Origin of the sequence: Caldiplasma sukawensis, assembly GCF_052315375.1 — an archaeon.
Taxonomy (GTDB): Archaea; Thermoplasmatota; Thermoplasmata; order Thermoplasmatales; family Thermoplasmataceae; genus Cuniculiplasma.
On record NZ_JBLSDG010000014.1, the window covers coordinates 1 to 17,915 of the forward strand.

Annotated in this window: 13 protein-coding genes; 3 read left to right on the top strand and 10 right to left on the bottom strand. The window is 36.0% G+C overall.

What is annotated here, in order from left to right:
• Both ACNF4Z_RS06715 and ACNF4Z_RS06720 read right to left on the bottom strand, forming a co-directional pair.
• Nucleotides 1–1,518: YncE family protein (locus ACNF4Z_RS06715; protein WP_458328471.1), on the bottom strand; the 1,518-nt coding region annotated here is incomplete at its 3' end.
• 779 nt (nt 1,519–2,297) lie between these two features.
• On the bottom strand, nt 2,298–2,501 hold the full coding sequence (locus ACNF4Z_RS06720) for a hypothetical protein (protein WP_458328472.1): 204 nt from the start codon (nt 2,499–2,501) through the stop codon (nt 2,298–2,300).
• A gap of 678 nt (nt 2,502–3,179) precedes the next feature.
• Between ACNF4Z_RS06720 and ACNF4Z_RS06725 the strand changes: the two genes are divergently transcribed.
• Entirely contained in the window at nt 3,180–4,391 is a 1,212-nt protein-coding gene (locus ACNF4Z_RS06725) for a cytochrome P450 (protein WP_458328473.1), read from the top strand.
• A 202-nt stretch (nt 4,392–4,593) separates the two neighbouring features.
• Here the strand turns inward: ACNF4Z_RS06725 and ACNF4Z_RS06730 are convergent, their stop codons facing one another.
• A complete protein-coding gene (locus ACNF4Z_RS06730; RefSeq protein WP_458328474.1) occupies nt 4,594–4,800 on the bottom strand; it encodes a hypothetical protein in 207 nt (68 codons plus the stop codon).
• A 2,218-nt stretch (nt 4,801–7,018) separates the two neighbouring features.
• Between ACNF4Z_RS06730 and ACNF4Z_RS06735 the strand changes: the two genes are divergently transcribed.
• Nucleotides 7,019–7,810: a signal peptidase I gene (locus ACNF4Z_RS06735; RefSeq protein ID WP_458328475.1), complete on the top strand. Its 792-nt coding sequence runs from the start codon at nt 7,019–7,021 to the stop codon at nt 7,808–7,810.
• Nucleotides 7,811–9,946: 2,136 nt separating this feature from the next.
• On the opposite strand, the gene ACNF4Z_RS06740 is transcribed toward ACNF4Z_RS06735, so the two are convergent.
• From ACNF4Z_RS06740 to ACNF4Z_RS06750, 3 genes are all read right to left on the bottom strand, one after another.
• Nucleotides 9,947–10,606: a hypothetical protein gene (locus ACNF4Z_RS06740; protein WP_458328476.1), complete on the bottom strand. Its 660-nt coding sequence runs from the start codon at nt 10,604–10,606 to the stop codon at nt 9,947–9,949.
• Nucleotides 10,607–11,193: 587 nt separating this feature from the next.
• A complete protein-coding gene (locus tag ACNF4Z_RS06745; protein ID WP_458328477.1) occupies nt 11,194–11,625 on the bottom strand; it encodes a hypothetical protein in 432 nt (143 codons plus the stop codon).
• 776 nt (nt 11,626–12,401) lie between these two features.
• Complete coding sequence (locus tag ACNF4Z_RS06750) at nt 12,402–14,297, bottom strand: YncE family protein (RefSeq protein ID WP_458328478.1); 1,896 nt, start codon at nt 14,295–14,297, stop codon at nt 12,402–12,404.
• An 891-nt stretch (nt 14,298–15,188) separates the two neighbouring features.
• Between ACNF4Z_RS06750 and ACNF4Z_RS06755 the strand changes: the two genes are divergently transcribed.
• Complete coding sequence (locus tag ACNF4Z_RS06755) at nt 15,189–15,518, top strand: hypothetical protein (protein WP_458328479.1); 330 nt, start codon at nt 15,189–15,191, stop codon at nt 15,516–15,518.
• A 180-nt stretch (nt 15,519–15,698) separates the two neighbouring features.
• Here the strand turns inward: ACNF4Z_RS06755 and ACNF4Z_RS06760 are convergent, their stop codons facing one another.
• The 4 genes from ACNF4Z_RS06760 to ACNF4Z_RS06775 form a co-directional block, all read right to left on the bottom strand.
• Nucleotides 15,699–15,941, bottom strand: a complete 243-nt coding sequence (locus ACNF4Z_RS06760; protein ID WP_458328480.1) for a hypothetical protein — start codon at nt 15,939–15,941, stop codon at nt 15,699–15,701.
• Nucleotides 15,916–16,086 (bottom strand): hypothetical protein, encoded by a 171-nt coding sequence (locus ACNF4Z_RS06765; RefSeq protein WP_458328481.1) that lies wholly within the window; start codon nt 16,084–16,086, stop codon nt 15,916–15,918. Before ACNF4Z_RS06765 ends, ACNF4Z_RS06760 begins: the two co-directional genes overlap by 26 nt.
• Before the next feature lie 129 nt (nt 16,087–16,215).
• The gene (locus tag ACNF4Z_RS06770) at nt 16,216–16,692 is read right to left on the bottom strand and encodes a hypothetical protein (RefSeq protein ID WP_458328482.1); all 477 of its coding nucleotides are present in this window, start codon (nt 16,690–16,692) and stop codon (nt 16,216–16,218) included.
• 31 nt (nt 16,693–16,723) lie between these two features.
• Complete coding sequence (locus ACNF4Z_RS06775) at nt 16,724–17,881, bottom strand: IS110 family RNA-guided transposase (protein WP_458328502.1); 1,158 nt, start codon at nt 17,879–17,881, stop codon at nt 16,724–16,726.
• Nucleotides 17,882–17,915: the final 34 nt, after the last annotated feature.

Sequence of the window (17,915 nt, forward strand, 5' to 3'; positions counted from 1 at the left end):
TACGTAGTAACTGGATGAGTTCACTATACTGTATGTGAAGGATGTTCCATTTGTTCCTGAAAGTGTTAAGAATGATCCTGTAACTGTGTGTGTAACACCATTTATGTCAACATTCCATGACTGCCCTGATTCTATTCCTGTTTCTATGAATGTTACTGTATATGTTACCAATGAGAAGGAAACCATTATTGTGTTATTTGATTTAGAACCATTTACAGTGAATGATCCTTCATTGGCATGATATAACTTGTTGGTTGTTCCTATTGTGTATGTGTATGTTCCGTTTGGTAAAGATAATGAATAGGATGTTCCTGTTATTGGACCTGAATCATGAATTGTGATGTTGACATACCATGGTGCTCCTGATGGAAGACCCGATTCTGTAAAATTGGCACAATAATAGTAAAGTTGTTTTATTGTAGGTATGATACTTACTGAACCTGAATAAAAGTTTACTACATAGATGTACCCATTGGATGAATCAAAGGTTATTCCGACTGGATTTGCACCTACTGAAATAGTTGAAATGACAGTGTTTGTAGAGCCGTTTATCACTGAGACTGTATTAGAACCAGAATTAGAAACATAAATATATCCATTGGATGAAGCAAAATCTATCCCATTTGGAACGGATCCGACTGAAATAGTTGAAATGACAGTGTTTGTTGCTGGGTTTATAACTGAGACTGTATTAGAATTATAATTATCAACATAAATATACCCGTTGGATGAATCAAAGGTTATTCCATCTGGATTTGCACCTACTGAAATCGTTGAAATGACAGTGTTTGCATAGCCGTTTATCACTGAGACTGTGTTAGCATTTTCGTTTGTAACATATAAGTTACCGTTGAATAAGTCGAAAGCTACCCCAAATGGGGTTTTTCCAACTGAAATCGTTGAAATGACAGTGTTTGTGCAACCGTTTATCACTGAGACTGTGTTAGAATTAAGATTCGCTACGTAAATATCACTGTCAAAAGAATCGAAGGCTACACCAACTGGATTTGTTCCCACTGAAATCGTTGAAATAACTTTGTTTGTGGTATCGTTTATTACTGAAACGCTACTTGATCCAAAATTCGTTACATATACGTTACCAGTTGACGAATCGAATGCTGCTTCTTCTGGATTTGTTCCCACTGAAATCGTTGAAATAACTTTGTTTGTGGTATCGTTTATTACTGAAACCGTGTTGGAATGATAATTTATGGCATATACGTTACCAGTTGACGAATCGAATGTTGCATCGAATGGGCATATATCACAATTTTTAGTGTATACATTACCATTTAAGAGTGTGTTGTTAAACAACAAAAGAGTGTATTTCACAAAACCAGTTTCTGTATAATTTTTTACCTGAACCAATGATGAGACATTTATACCTTTAGAGGTGGAGATGTTGTTGTTAAATTGACCAACTGAAGCTTGAACAGAAGCCGCCAGAAAAGAAAAGATAACAATAGCTACAAATACCTGTGGCAATGTAATCTTCCTTGGAATTGAGATCCTTCTCATATTGTGAAATACGCATGTTATTTAAAATCTTTTATTCGCTTGCAAAATTACATTGAAGTTATTAATATAAAAGTTTATTATTACATAATATTTTTTTGTTTCCTGTTCAAGATTCTTCTTAAGAAGTTTGTATAAATGAAATAAGTTTTTGTTATATACTGTTAGGAATTTGCTTCTTTTTTTTGAAACCACTGAATAAAAGATCACAAGAAAGTAAATGAATAGGTCAAATTTAATACGCCTTTGTTCTTCTTCCAGTAAAGAAATAATTTAAATCTGTTAAATAAAAGCTGGGTTGGAAATTTGAAAAATCTTACTAATTTGTTAAAAGAAAGAATTAGTTTTTTAATTTGAATTTAAAAAAAGAAATAATGAAAGGAGAAAATTTAATTAAAATCTTTAGGGCTAAATTTAGTTGAGTATAAGGAGTATCAAATTATTTAATTAAGTATATACACGTTCTTCCATAAAAAAGACCTTCTTCAGTATAGGCTAAGTTTCGAAAAACTGATGGAATAGACTTTTTTCTCTTCCTTATAAGTGCAACTGCAGAACCTATAACTGCAATGGAAACTACCTCATCTATGATGCCGTAGAATTCTATACCAGATATTCCGGAAGATCTAGATTTACCAGTAGATTCGTAAGTATAATTTATGGTTACTGAACCGTATGATTGCGATACTGAATATCCCGATGCATTTGTGACCCTATATGAGTATGTTCTATTGTGCTCTGTGAATGTTATAATAACTGATAGGGATGATTCAGTTATTCCCTCAAGAGTTACTACCAGTTACAGACAATGATGTTCCTGATTGAAGACCTGATTCTATGAATGTTACGGCATAGGATTCAACAAGTTTTCTAGGAGATATGATACTTATAGATTCTGGAAATAGCATTATGACATAAATGTGTCCGTTGGATGAATCAAAGGCTGCTCCATACTGATTTGATCCAAAAGGAATTGTTGAAACCACAATGCTGGTTTAAGCGTTTATAACCGAGACGCTGCTTGAATATTCAGATTGCAGTCAGATACAAACTGTCACATAGAATGCTTCAGTATCAGAAAAATATGATTCACAAGAACATTAAAGATAGGTAACGGCGCCAGGAGTTAATGACATCGTCTATGGAAATTACCAGCTCACACTGTCATTTTCATTATTTTTAGATTTGTTTCATTAACTGTGATTCTGATAAGAAGAGATATGACTGTATTTTCCATAGGATCCAAATATACTTGAAAGTGATAACGAGCGCATCCGTTTCTTAAGATGTTTGGATAGATGTCAAAGATTCAGCATTACAAAGAGGATGAATATAACTTAGGGTCTCATGGTTGAATTATATCATTAAATGTGTATTGATTAATACTGGTCTACGATGAAATATCACATATGTTGCAAATTTGACCCCAATAATGATCAGATTAAAAAAAGGCAAAGTGATCGAACTGATAGGGAGTATATTATATGAATGGGAGAACAATATATCCTGACAGCAGTGCAACAATGGGAATTTTTGAAAGAAATCAGCCTGAGCCTGTTCCTGCAGGGATTATTCCATCTGGAAAATTAATAGTGTAATTCCTTCACAGAACTAATATCTATAAAAAATTATTTATAGAATTCCATTATCTTAAATAGATAAAAATGGAATCAGATGATAATATTTTAAAAGAGATGAATAAATCATTGCAGGACCCATATCCATTTTACAGTATCCTGAGAAAGCAATTTCCCATCGTTTATTCCAGGAATTGGGATGCGTTCTTAGTCAGCAGGTATGAGACATGCCAATTGATTCTAAAGGAAAAACAATTTGGTCACACTCCAAATGAGTCAGAAGATGTTTCACCCATCCGGGATAAATACCTGAAAGATTATGGTGAAAAACATCCAAAGATGAAACCAAGATCAATACTGTCACTTAATCCTCCCGATCATACAAGAATTAGAAATCTGGCGTCCAGATCATTCACACCAAGATCCATAGAGCAGCTGAAGCCTTTCATAGAGAATCTTTGTGATAGATTGCTTGAGACCAATGAAAGGGGTGAAATAGATCTGATTACAGAATTTGCAGCACCGCTTCCTGCCTACGTTATAGCAAAACTGATGGGGGTGCCTGAAAAGGACATGCCCAAGTTCAAGGTTCTGTCGGATGAGTTTGCGAAGCTTATGAATCCATTCTCTTCCGATGACGAGATATACGGTGGTTTTGTTGCAAAAGGTGAATTGGGAAAATACTTCAATGAACTGATTGAGAGAAGAAAAAAAGATCCTTCGGAAGATCTGATAAGCAAAATGGTAAATGATATGGAAGGAGGGTACAACATAACAGTGGAGGAACTTCTAACATTATGCGCACTGCTGCTTGTGGCAGGTCATGAGACCACAACCAATCTAATCGGTAATGGATCCTATGCACTAATGAGGAACAGGGATCAGCTTGACATGCTTTCTGACGACAGATCCATGATAAAAAATGCTATAGAAGAGATGCTCCGGTACGATTCACCAGTTCAGATGGTGTCAAGAGTCCCCATGACAGATGATGTTGAAATAGAAGGTCATACCATTGGGAAAAATAAGTTCATAGTAGCCCTGATTGGATCTGCCAATCACGATGAGGCGATATTCAACGAACCGGATAAGTTTGACATAACACGAAAAGAGATAAGACATCTTTCCTTCTCAGAGGGTATTCATTTCTGCCTTGGAGCCCCGCTTGCAAGGGTTGAAGGTGCGATCGCTTTTGACAGGCTTCTCGATCGCTTAACAAAAGGGAGAATAAAAGAAAACCCCAGGTACAGAGGAAATTATAATATGAGGGGGCTTGAACATCTGAGGATTTCTCTTTAAATGTCCAGATATCTATAATGCTTTCCTTTCCATAATAAAAGTAAAAAGTCATTAACACTCTCATTGCTTTGTGAAAAGCATGTATATTATAATCAGGAAAGAGTTAACTCAATTTCTTCCTGAATCCTTATGAGAGCCACGGGGCTAAAAAATAGTAGCCGCAGAATAGAATAAAAATTGCAAAAACCATTGAGTTTAAGAATCATACTATTTCTCCTTCCATCACATTGTGCCTGTCAAGCTTTGTGTTACCCCATGCTTCGCCCAATGTACCATAATGTTCTGCACCGGCTATTCCTGAACTAGCAGAGCTCTTGAGCTGTGTTGATGAATGGATGAACCCTGAACCTCTATTTTCATTAAACACAGTGGAACCATATTTTGTTAACTCACAATCTCCGCATACCAAGAAACATAATAATGCACCCTATTTATGATAATATTACACTCACAGGTAAGCAGGGTAGAACCATGAGTAGGATTGAGAAACCAGGGCATAAATTGGAATGGAAAACAGAAAGGGTTTTTCCAGTTCTTGAATGAGTAATTAATTGTGTATAAATTTCACAGGATAACAAACATAACCAAGTTATACCTATCAGATGAGTATCGACATGCGACCACACTATTACAACAAATATGAAATAAATGAGATCGGGGAGTGCCCAAGTATGAAAACAAATCGTGGAAATTGCTGATTTAAAGGACTAGTTCTACAGATAATAATAGGTTATGGTAGTCAAAAAAATATTAATAATGGAAATGCTGAGAGTTAATCGTCCGCGCTGGAGAAGACTCAAAATACGAAGTCGTTTTCATTCCATGTATAAATAGAGGGGCATGGAGTGTTTGCGTTAGAAGCGCAATAAACACCAAAACGCTTTCTATGGCAATTCCTGCATTTATAAAATTTTTCCCTTAGATTTCAGAGTGTTTTTTTCAACCATCTAATAGGTTAAAATAACAATTCACCAACACTAATTTCTAAAATATTAATCAAGCTCAGACAGATAATAAATATATCACTTTATAATTGTTTTGTAACCCAACAACATGGGAAAAATTAGAGAAATATTTATGTTACTAAATACATGATTTACTAAGGTGAGAATCTGGTAAAGAGAAGGACGAAAATAATTTTAGAAATCGTGCCAGGTGCAATTATATCACTTCCTATTTCACTTTATGTGGCCTCTACGGAGGTTAAGTACCACCCGTACTGGCATAGCTTTATTGTAGCGTTCCTGGGTTTTTGGTTCTTGATATTCGCTGTAGTATGGTCATACTTCTACGCTTTAGCTTTTAGGGAAGCTTTACGAAATAGAAAACTTTAGAGACGAAAACAAAGCTAATTGAGAATTTCTCAAATTATGAATATCAAAGTGTGCTTTCTTACTTGAAATCTTTACCTTGTCTTTTGGACCTTATTTTCCTATTTGGGGTCACCTCATTATTATTCAGCTTACTTGGATATAGCGCTCTGTGGTTAATTAGAATATTCAATTATTCTGGAGACGATAAACCGTTAATGGTTCAAATAAATTATATAGTATTTTATAAAAAGCTACTTTTGAATATTCTAATTGCTTTTATCTATTTCTATTCAGAGGGTTTTGGTGGTTTTTCAGTAGGTAAATATCTTTCGAGCACAAGAACCACTAAGTTAAATAAAGAAAGGAAAGGTGTCCAATCACAAAAAATATTTATGGTCTGGTGCTTATTAAGTCTATCGTTAATGCAACACTTTTCCTACAACTCGATGACTCTATGAACATTTTAGGAGGAATATAATCAGATGATTATTGAAAAGAAACTTAGTCAAATCACAGTCATTAAATGGAGACTCAATATAAAGAAAAGAATTTTCCTAGACAGTGCCCCTATTTACTATATTCCTTTGATAACAAGGATTATTTGCATAGGCTTTCTAAACAAATTTTTTAAACTACCAACTCCCTCACCTAGTAGCCCTTTCTTTTATAATCCTATTATGACTCATGTGAAATCCATTTTCATAAATAATACTATAATAGAGATTTATAGGTTGGTTATTGGGGTATTTGTATTCTTCAAAATAGATGTTATTGAAATAATCACAACCTCTAATCTAGATACACGTTTCATATGAGGTTTTATAAATTCACATCCATACTTTATATTATTCAGAGATGGACTTCATTTCTTTGTAGAGACATATGAGTATATTTATGACATGTTGTCCTCAGTATTCATCATGAAAGGGATTCCTGAGGCTATTAAAGGTTACTCACATGGACAACCTGTTTCATTCCTAGATAATGCACCTTCATGTATTACCAAAAAAGTAGTGAAGTTTTTGTTATTTTCTATTGGATTATTATTTATTGCGGCAATGAGTGAGATTTTGGTAACTGGATTTCTACTATCCAATTTTTATTTTACTTAGGTGTTAACTGATGAACACAAATGTCATAATAGGAATACCATCCTGGTCAGAGCTTTTTCCAGTCATTGGTATAGTTTTTGTTTCAATTTTTCTTGCAATGGGTTTAATATATTTTCTATATGTTAGATTTTCTAAACAGAAACATCTCCACTTTTATTCAATGGGATACATACAATTTAACAATTTTTTACTTTTTTGTATTATGATAGAGGAAACCTACCTTTTGCCACGGGTTATTTATGCTCTGGGGATTGCTCAGTACCCTACCCCATTGGTGGTGTTATTAACTCAAGTTATAATCTTTTCACCCAGCGCATTTCTCTACCTAAGTTTCTTTATGTATGTCACATATAGAAGTCCAGGAATCAAGAGAACTTTATTATTCTTGCTATCTTATAATTTGCTCTTATCAGAAATATTAATTGGTTTTTCTTCAACTGAAATATACCTTATTCTAACTATCTACATTGTATTATTAACCCTATTTACATTGTTAAGTAAATCAATCTTTTCCTGGTTCCACTCTAAAAAGGGGATTAAAATGGTTGTAATTCGAGGAATGAGCATGTTTCCCGTTTTAGAACCAAATGATATATGTTTCATTAAGATGAGGGGAAGTGGCATTGATTTTTTAAATGGAGACATTATTGAGTATATACCTCCTGTTCGAATTCAATTTCGAAGTGAACATGTTATCCACAGAATAATTAGAAAAGAAGGGGATACAATAATTACCAAAGGTGATAACAATCCATACGAAGACGGTCAAATAAAATGGGATAATGTTGTTGGAAAGGCGCTTGCAAAAATAAGTAGTAGAGATGGAAACCTAACGTTTTTGTCATCGAACAAAGCTGAAATTCAAACTTTCAGTAATATTTTTTTAAACAAGAGCGGTGAATGTAAAAGGCTTATTACTCCTAGGGAGCTTTACCTAGTTGAACTTCTTCCATATTTACTGGCAATAATAACAATGCTTTTTATATACATATAACTGTCAGGTAATTTGATCTGTTCCACCAGAATTTGGAACACTTTTTTTCATTATTCATTTAGTCTCACTTCACTTTTTTTCTCTAATTATTACTCTTATTTCAGATCACCCATGAACTAACCCAGAACTCATTTTGAGGAAGATTATCCATGGAGGATTTCTGGCTTCTTTTATTTAGTTTGTGAATGCCTTACTTATGGCAATGGAGACATGAAGAAATTCCCTAAATTCATTGGACCAAATATAGTCTGTCTGAATTGAGTTATCCAGTGTGAAATTATATTAGATCCGTTTATTTAATTAAGTTATTACACTTTAGTTTGTTTAATTTTAGATCCGAAAGCATCTCAGTAGTGTCCAATTGATGGATAGGTAGTGTAAACAAATATTGTTAGCGCCGGAATTACATACTTTTAATTAAAAATCTATCGATTTATGATGTTTTCTCATTGATATTGCTTTCTGAACCAAATTTAAAATCTATTGACCATTTAATTAAAAAGATAGGTGGGGGGACAATTATCTAATTAATGGTTTAGTTTGTGTGGCATAGAAAAGAAAGTGACGTTTTTGGAAAAACAAACTAAAAGAATTTTAATATTATTTTTGTAAGATCAATTGGTACTGCGGTTTATACATAGAATCGTCAGCAATTTTCAATAATTTAATCTCTTCTTGTATTCATTTTGAGTAAAATGTTCTAGCAGAATTGAAATTATCACCACTTCTTCCCAGAAACTTAATAAAATAACTAAGCTTCCAGAGTTTGTTAGTTATTGCATCAACAGGTTGTTGATCTAATACTTGGTCATGTAGATTTTCCATATTTGCCATGTTAGTTTCTGAATAACGCAGAAAGTCTTTTGTTTGAGTTCCTCCCACACTCGTTTTGGGAATTTGTAAAGTGATGGATATGAAGTCTTCATGCTGAAATAGAATTCTTGGATCTCTTCATCCGAGGATACCACTGTAATTTTCCTTTCAAACAATATTTCATCACCAGCTTAATTTTACTTTTTGCTAACTGGTTCGGGATTCAACTCTTAGATTATCTTACAATTATGCTGAACAATTTTCACTGAATCTTCCTCATATGAAATGGTTAGGCTTAATGTTTGGTACATCACTTTCCTCTCTAAGGCAAGCCACTCTCCCTTTTTAATGGATATTCTTCCGCTTTTCTTATAGCATCCTCTACCATAATGAAGTGATCAACCTTTAATAGGGCGCTATTTGTTTGTTTGCAAAATTTATAAATTTATGTAAATAGATTGCTTCAATAAATTAAGAACGTAAACTTAATAGCCTACTTAAAAAAGCTAAAAACAAAGGATAGTTAGAGATTTGAAACCTAGTAAATGGGATGCGGTTCCACTTATGACTTTTCAGCCATATATTTGCCTCTGCAGATTTTTTCTTCTTATTTATTCTTTAGTCATTTGTTTTAATTGGTGTGGCCATTATTTTAATATCCATTTTCGCCTTTGTTTCACTTGTGATCTCAATGGCCGGTAGATGGCAATACATAATTCTTAAGGCATATAATGATGTATGATATAAAATACTTAATCAAGACGATCTGATTAATTTTCAAAAGATACCCATCAAAAGGGGTAAGTTCAGTTTAATTTTAAAGCTGTTGTTGCAATTACTTCATTGCCAGAAAAAAATTTTCACCTTTCTAAACGATTTCAAAATACTTTAGGCTAATGTGTAAACCATTTAATTGTTGTCAGAAATTACTATACTATTTGGTGACAGTTAAAATTTAGTTTTGCACATTCTTTGTTTTTCTCATTTTTCTGAGAGAATTGTCAAGGTGTGGAATTAATGTTGAAAGCATAGAAGAATTTAGAAAACCTCCTTGGATGAACATCTTTTGATCTTAGAGATGAGAATAATGAAGTATGTACCAAATCCAATTGTATTAAAGCAACCCTGCCTCAAGATAATATTTCTTTATCTTTAATTAATAAAATTCCAATGCAATGAGCCTTACACAGATTCAATTTGAATTTAGATCATTATAATCCCATTCTTTGAAAGTTCTACTATAAAATAATTATATAGATTAAGTCATTGCAAACACTTTTATAAGTTTATATAGGTATTTGGAAATCATTTGTTAATCTTTTTTTATTCTCTCAAAACTATGATGAATTCACTAATAATTATAACGAGAGGTGCTACTAAATTTAAGTAAGGAACTATATAAAAAGGAGCCACAATGGCAAGGATTCCTACACCCGTATTTCTAGCTAAATTGAACAAATTATAGGTCAAAGCTATGGTCGATACAGCCATAAGGAAAATGCCAACAAAATAGAGAATTGTCAAATATGAGTACTCTAATGGTGATATGTAAGGTAGACTTCCTGGCAGTTCATTACAAACGTATGTGCCTATTATGAGACTGGAATCAGTGATTACAAATATGAAAAACGCTATAAAACCTAAAAGAAGATATAAGGTGGCCCGTCTAAATAAGGGTAATTTCCCGAGAGATTTTTTCACCGCATAATCATAATAAGTAAAACCAATAATGCTGAGTATTAACCCAATAATGAGAAGTATAGTTCTTACTGGATAGTAAATAGATATATCCTCAATTCCCTGATACCCGGTTTGTTGATTGTAATTAAGAAATGAGGTTAATAAGAAAAAATTTTCCAAAACAATTAGTGAGCCTAATAAGGTGATAACAGAGGCAGTTATTAGACTCTTGTTAACCACATTGCTCTTAGTTTCATCATTTCTCTTTCCAAATATAAAATCTACAAAATTACTGTTATTCATTTGCTCAATATAAATATAATATATATAAGTCTTGTTTTATTTTATAAAACATTAAGATTAAGTTAATATTTTCTGTCGACCACATCTCAAATCAATTATTGTAAAGTTTTTTTCTTATATCTTTGAAATAACTATTCACAACCTTTCCAGAAACTTCTATATGGTTATAAATATTGAACCATCATGAATGTATTGCAATATTCAGTTAAATATAACTATGAAGAGTTTATTTGAATCGATTATAACCGATTTATGGCTATCGAATTAAGTTAAGGTAAAATCATACCATGTTAAGTCGTATATTATTCTATCAAACCATTCATTCTGATCATGACACTAAAACTAAAAACTGATCCGTTATTCTCTTTCTTAACTACAAAAAAATCGAGTAGTTGTGGTCATCTAAACCTTTCAAACCCTACCTTACCTATATATTCGAATAAAACAAATTGCAATTTATGGAGTGCAGGTAGAGTTAATTAATCAATTCAGTGGATACCTTGATAGAATTGCGTACTGACCCTTCTAGGCTACCAATCAGGGATGCTGATTTATCCAAATCTTGTGAGTGCAGGAAGAATCACATTTCATTTAGTTGATTTGATATTGTCTAAAGATTTCAAAATATTCTCCTCTATACTAGTTTCTTTGCCTACCATTTTAAAAAACCCATTCTTATCTATCTTCCCAGATATGTATTCCTGTGCAGCTTCTTTAAGTCTCTTGTTGTATTCAGCATCTCCCGAAGTAGAATATATCGATTCAATAAGCATTCCTCTCTTTCCAAACCCAAAACTTGTAAAAATAACAAACATCAATGCAAGTACAACTACAAATACAACGATGGCTAATAACCCGGCCAAATTAATTTGATTTGCAGTTGATTTAAACGCAATTATATACACTCCCAACGAGGCAAACAAGCAAATAGATGCAACTAGTATTACAATGAAAGAAATAAAATGATTCCGCTTTCCTATTGGAAATTTATTAGTAACCGTAAAGGTCTTTGGTTCCATTATGTTTTTATTTAGGTCTATTATATACACATATAGTAAATGGTAAAACTACAAAGGTCTTTTATATAATATACAGTATTATTATTGTAGTGATGTAGATGTACAATAATGCAAACCTCGCATATAGTTCTGAATTTTCCTCCCAAGGATAGTTATAGTTGAAAGGACTCTAGTATTGGGTTAACAGCCAGTAGGAAGGATTACCCAAAACTCTTGAAAGTTATCTTTGTAGTTGGGTTGATGGCAACAGTTACCGGGGTTCCTGTATTTTTTGTAGTTGCGGAGCCTCAGATGCAGGCACTGCCTTTCAACCTAGCTCCAGTCGCAGGTGTGCCAGTGACGATTGTAAAAAGCACTGCTCACACAGTTGCGTATGAAAAAACTTAGTGGCCAATATGGTGGCTTTTAACTCATTTGGGTGTATGGCAATTGGTAAATTCATTGGCAAGTGCTGTTGCATGGGCCTTGACAGCTTTGGATTTTTAGCACCATAGATCACAACAATAGCAACCACGATTATATCAGTAAGTGCAACAGGCGAATTGAAATTGCTCAAGATATCGTGTTATTAGCGGCAAGTCCCATTTGGTGGACTATTGCGATAGAATCGGTAATCTCTTAGAATCATAAATTAGAGATGGTATCATCGTGCATCCTTGAATCACTCTTGAATTCACACATAACAATAATTTTGATGGTTCCTTATTAAGTACAATCAATAACATGGTAGGTATTGATTACATGAATCAGTGGTGTGAACAAAGGTCGTGCCCTCGCTACTTCTCTCTTCTCCGCCGAAGGACAACAGCAGCAACAACAGCAGCGACTAACACCAAAGCGGCGGTAATCTCATAGAAGTACAAAGGAAAAATTTTAGAATTGCCTGAATCAGGTAAAAACTCAAGGTTAACTGAAACGTCCTTCCCGGTAACGTTAACAGAGCCTCCACTTAAATTGGCTTTGAAGCCAGGAAGATTTCCAATTTGAAACGTGTAAGATCCGTTTGGAAGATAGAATGAATAGGTTGGTTCAACGATAGGCCCTGATGATGCTCCGTTGGACAGGTTTACGTACCACACCTTCCCTGGAGGAAGGTTGAAAGCATTGAAGGTGACCATGAAAAGGACCTGGGTGAATGACACTATCATGGACCTTGGTGATCCATTTACGACCAGGTAGCCGGTATGCTCTGAAGGTGAGTATTCCTTGTTACTGGTTGAAACAGAGTAGAAGTAGGTGCCATTGGAAAGATCAATCGAGAAGCTGGAACCGGTAATTGGACCGGATCTTGTTACGCCGGAAATATTTACATACCAGGTGGATCCGGAAGGAAGACCTGAACGTAAGAATGTGGCCTGGAAGACCTTGGAGAAGACTATGAGCACGGTGACTGCAGAGCCAGATACAGAAAGGGTTCCCGAAGCCCTATTGGGGAGATATCCCGACACCGAGGAAAGAGCATGATAGTAATAAGACCCATTGGGGATGTAGAGGTAAAGCGAATCACTGGAAGTAGAAGCGGAGGTTGAATTGTTAAGTTCAAGTGTCCAGAAGCTTTTTGCAGGGAGACCACTCTCCTTGAACATTACAGCGTAGTTAGGACCAGCTATGATTGTAATGACCCCAGAAGAGGACGCCTCATAAACATACCCGTTGTATGGGTCAAAGGTTATCGTATTTTCGCAGGCGACTGGTCCACCGGCTATAGCATCGACAACTTTATCCGTGGTTACGTTCACAACATAGATTTCTCCAGAGCTCTGGTTCATGACAAAGAGATAACCATTAGCCTGATCATAAGTCATGCGGTGGGGATTATAAGCATGGATATTTGCAACAATGGAACTTGAACTGGTATTAATTACAGCTATGTTATTTGAATATGGCTCCGAGACAAAGATGTATCCATTTGACACGTCGAATGCGTCAGCACAGGCACCACATAAACCTCCTATAGTTCCAACCAAAGAGGTGCCATTGATTACTGCGAGCGCCCCTGTGAATTCTATGCTGTAAACATAATGGTTATTGGGGTCGCACAGTACTTGCCCTCCACCCGCGCCACATATGGTTCCGATTTGGGTTGTTCCGTTGAATACAACTACCTTGCTCTTCGCATGTGCACAGCAGTAAGCAGAGACATAGGTGTAACCGTTCTCGGAACTGGAACCTATCCCAACTACAGGCATACCTACACCCGATGTAGTCCCCACAACTTTACCCTGTGTCAGATTAATTATGGATAAGTAACAACCGCTCGAATCGTAAACGTAAAGGAGGTTGTCCTTCTCGTTCAATGACATCATGGTAGGATGAGTGCCAACAGTGTAGTGTTCCACAATCTTCTGGTCACTCCCGTTTATAGCCAAAACAGTTGAATTGTATAGTGAGACATAGATCAGACCGTTAAGTGGATCGAAAAGTATCCATTCTGCCGAAGCTCCAGCAGTCGTCGTAGGAACATAATTTCCGGGTACAATAGTATCATTTGAAATAACCAGGGTCTCCTTAACATAGGGGTAGTGGGGATCACAGGAAAGAGACCCCTGAGGCTTGACAGTTGGAGCAACCGAAACTGGTGAACCCAGTGCCGCGCCGTATCCTAATGAATATGAGTACCACACGCCAGAGACTAAGAGCAGGAATAAGATGAGAAGAGATACTATCTGCATTATTATTCCCTTTTAAATATACTGACCCTCTATTTTAAACTTATGGATAAGATGGACTCTGGGACAGAAGTCTTCATTCCTCGTACTTTTCAATTATAAGATAATCTTTCTTCCCCAAATCCCCCTTAAACCAATTCACCTTTGTTCCTGATCAGATTTTTGTCACGACTCTTTCATGTAAGCCTTAATGTTTCTTACAGTAATCTCATTGGCCTCAACAAACTGAATCTTCTTCACAAATACATACAAACTCATTATTTAGTATAAATTCGTGATCAACCAGTCTGGATAGGAAAAATTCAGAGATAACATAAACACCCTGATACTTGAGTGCAGGTACAAGTTCTACATCTCAGTGATCACGGATTCAGTTAAATAAGAGAAAAAATAAAGGAAAGGACTTCTTGGAATGTCCACGAAACTAAGAATCTTGATCGATCATGTTTTAGGCAATGTGACAGATGAATTTAGCCAGCATTCCCTATTGGATACCAAGGGGTAAGAATTCATCATCCTGGTAAAGGAGGTTATGAAGTCTGGCAACAGGAGTTTGGAAAATGATCAGGCACTGTTTTGAATGACGAAGGATATCCAATACCAGACTGTTAAAAGACTGTATTTGGATCCCCTGGCGATCATGATGCTGAAAAACCTTTTCATTGAGACATTAAGGATGAAGTAGACAGGGAAATGTGATGCTGTGGGCGACGATACAAGCTACTCACTCACCGTAAGTAAGCATTACAGATCAATGAGGGAGAAACATGGAGAATCTGTCAAGAAAGGAGAGTTCGTCTATTCATTCGCTTATTGGATCTCAATACAATGATGTAAATCGGCTATGCCGTTTCTCTCGGATCTGAGAGGGACGCCTACAGGAAGACCTTTAACATGATCTCAAAACTCATGATAGATCTTGTCAGCGTAAGACTTGACCGATATTACTCGGGACAGGGCATCCTTGATGACTTGTCTGAAAACACAAGGATATTAATAATGGCTAGGAAGAATTTCTGGATAAAAGGACCAATCGCTTGGAAGGACATGATCCTTAGATTCATGAATGATACAGTTGCATACCTGTGGGAATACTTCAAACGAAGCAATTCTAAAGAAGGATTCTCTGCCGACAAACGACCAAGAGGGCACATGATATTCCAGAAGAGGAAAGATCGTTTAAGAGGTCAGGATTCTGGAAGGGACTGTTGCACAACCTCATGATTGTGAACCGATGAGCTACTTATGTCACAGGCTCTTGCCACAAAGTTTGCTTTTAGTAACAAAACAAAATGTTATGATTCTTAATAAACTCATAAATATACTCAATAACTTAAAACTTTAGAACAAAGGATAGGTAGGTATCCTATGGTTTTTGATTACAAAAATATTCGTATTAGATAATCACAGCCTCTTGATTTCGAATCGGTCATCAATGTCATAGAAATCAATGACTGTGAATGCTACCGTTACGATAATTCCCAGCAGTAACAGTAATTCCAGGAAATTGATCATGGTCTGATATGCAGGAATCATGATGGCAGGTATGTGCTCCTGCACACGATACATGTATGCAAGGATCAGGATCAATCCCAATAAAACAGTTAATTTCAAGAATATTTTAGTTGTGTTCATTTTCGGCCTCACCCATTATTTCCCTCATGATCTCTCTATGCTTCCTGAAGTGATTTGTATTTCCTATTTGCCTGTGGCAGATAGTACAGTAGCGATCACCCTTCCCCACCAGATATCCCCTTTTCCTCAATTCCCATTTCACACTAAGGTTCCCCATGATACCTCACTTTCTTTAATTTTCTGCAATAGCTATCAACCCACTTCCCTGTCTTCTGATCTAGATATCCAGACACGTACTCGTACCCTACGGGACATTTCCCGCCTTCATAATCCATGCTGTAGCGCTTCATTTCAAAACCCCCAGGACCTTTCGACTCTTCTCTTCATTTTTCAGATTTCGGAACTGACTCTCCATGTTCTCCGCATGCCTCTGCACTACCATGAGGTTGCCCTTTATGATCCCTATGCCCGTTTTTCGGAATGTTATTATTCCCCCCACATCATCTCCCTGATCCAGCTGATTCAAAACAAGGTTGATGCCCTCAGTTATTTTCTTAATCCTGTTCACAGGGTTCATCTCCTTTACAAGATCAACTTCCTTCTTAGTCTGTTCCTTCTCCTTCTCTATCAGCTCCCTTATTTTTTTCCTTTGTTCATCCAGATAGTCATTTGAAAGGAAGTCATTTGATGCCAGATATACCTTCAGATCATCTATTTCCCCACTCAGTCTTTTCAGTGTGTCTTTCTGATCAGCACTTATTGTGAGGGTTATATCTGGATTGAAGAGATGTTCCTTCTGAGACTTCTCCGCCTTGTTTTCCATTGTGTCTTCTATGAAAAAAGTTCAATGACATTCATGTAATTGCATCCGATTTATTTATTTTTCCTTCGGTGCTGTTTCTCTTTCGCCTCTCCTTCTTAACATTCCTGAGTTCATTCAGGCTATCTTCTATTGTGCGGATGGATGATGGTTTTGCTGCCCTTGATCTCATGGCGATCATCTTCCTTTCCGTCAGTGCATCGATCCGATCAATGAACTCTGTGCCATTTTTGAGCATTGTATGTATGGTCTCTGTGAGTATGCGGGCTATTGCAACTATTGCACGGTTCTTTCCAAGCCTCTTCACGAGATTGAGGTATTTTCTCTTCATCCTCTCTGAATATTTTATAACACTGTGTGCCGCATTCACAAGTATGAATCTGAGTATTGACGGACCGTGTTTGGTTATGTGTCCTCTTATATCTGATGATCCTGACTGGTTCTGCCTTGGTACAAGTCCCGCATAGGAGGCAAGTTTCTCCTTCGTTTCGAATCTGGATATATCATCGATTTCTGACATGATTGCAACTGATGAATATATACCAATACCGGGGATTGTCATTATGAGCTTCACATTCCTGTCACTGATGACATATCTGGATATTTCATCCTCCACAGTGGATTCCTTCTTCATCAGGTATGTTATCTGATCCATGAGATCACTGATGACGAAACTCTGAGCCTTGGAAAGCTTATTCACAGATTTGAGGATGCATTTCATTCCCTTCTTACCAAATATGTCAGTTGCATCGATGCTGATGCCTGCAGATGCAAGAATGGCATGAACCCTGTTCTTCAGAGTGGTTATGATCTCTCCAAGTGATCTTCTGTACCTTACAAGTGATCTCAGATCATCAGAGTATCTGGATGGGATATGGACTTCAGGCAACTCGTCAAGTCTCAGAAGCTTTGCAAGCTTGTATGAATCCTCACGATCATTCTTCTTTCCCGTGTTGAATATCAGCTTTAGTTTTGAAGGATCTGCCAGATGTATGGATAAATTCATGTCCCTGAGCTTCCTGGCAACATACTTTCCAGATGTGGAAACCTCAAGTGCTATCTCATTCCCATTGGAGTATCTGTCCCTGAATTCAGACCATGCTGATTCACTGTTAGCAATCTCATACTGTTCCTTCACATCACCGTTTTCTTCCATTTCAGTTATGTATACACTACGTTTATGTACATCCATTCCAATCAGTATTCTGACCACCTCCAAGTGGTTG

Excerpts from the sequence above, each read along its gene's own strand:
- ACNF4Z_RS06725 (WP_458328473.1), top strand. The coding sequence starts at position 3,180 with ATGGAATCAGATGATAATATTTTAAAAGAGATGAATAAATCATTGCAG.
- ACNF4Z_RS06735 (WP_458328475.1), top strand. The coding sequence starts at position 7,019 with ATGATAGAGGAAACCTACCTTTTGCCACGGGTTATTTATGCTCTGGGG.
- ACNF4Z_RS06740 (WP_458328476.1), bottom strand. The coding sequence starts at position 10,606 with ATGAATAACAGTAATTTTGTAGATTTTATATTTGGAAAGAGAAATGAT.
- ACNF4Z_RS06745 (WP_458328477.1), bottom strand. The coding sequence starts at position 11,625 with ATGGAACCAAAGACCTTTACGGTTACTAATAAATTTCCAATAGGAAAG.
- ACNF4Z_RS06750 (WP_458328478.1), bottom strand. The coding sequence starts at position 14,297 with ATGCAGATAGTATCTCTTCTCATCTTATTCCTGCTCTTAGTCTCTGGC.
- ACNF4Z_RS06755 (WP_458328479.1), top strand. The coding sequence starts at position 15,189 with ATGATCTCAAAACTCATGATAGATCTTGTCAGCGTAAGACTTGACCGA.
- ACNF4Z_RS06765 (WP_458328481.1), bottom strand. The coding sequence starts at position 16,086 with ATGGGGAACCTTAGTGTGAAATGGGAATTGAGGAAAAGGGGATATCTG.
- ACNF4Z_RS06770 (WP_458328482.1), bottom strand. The coding sequence starts at position 16,692 with ATGGAAAACAAGGCGGAGAAGTCTCAGAAGGAACATCTCTTCAATCCA.
- ACNF4Z_RS06775 (WP_458328502.1), bottom strand. The coding sequence starts at position 17,881 with ATGGATGTACATAAACGTAGTGTATACATAACTGAAATGGAAGAAAAC.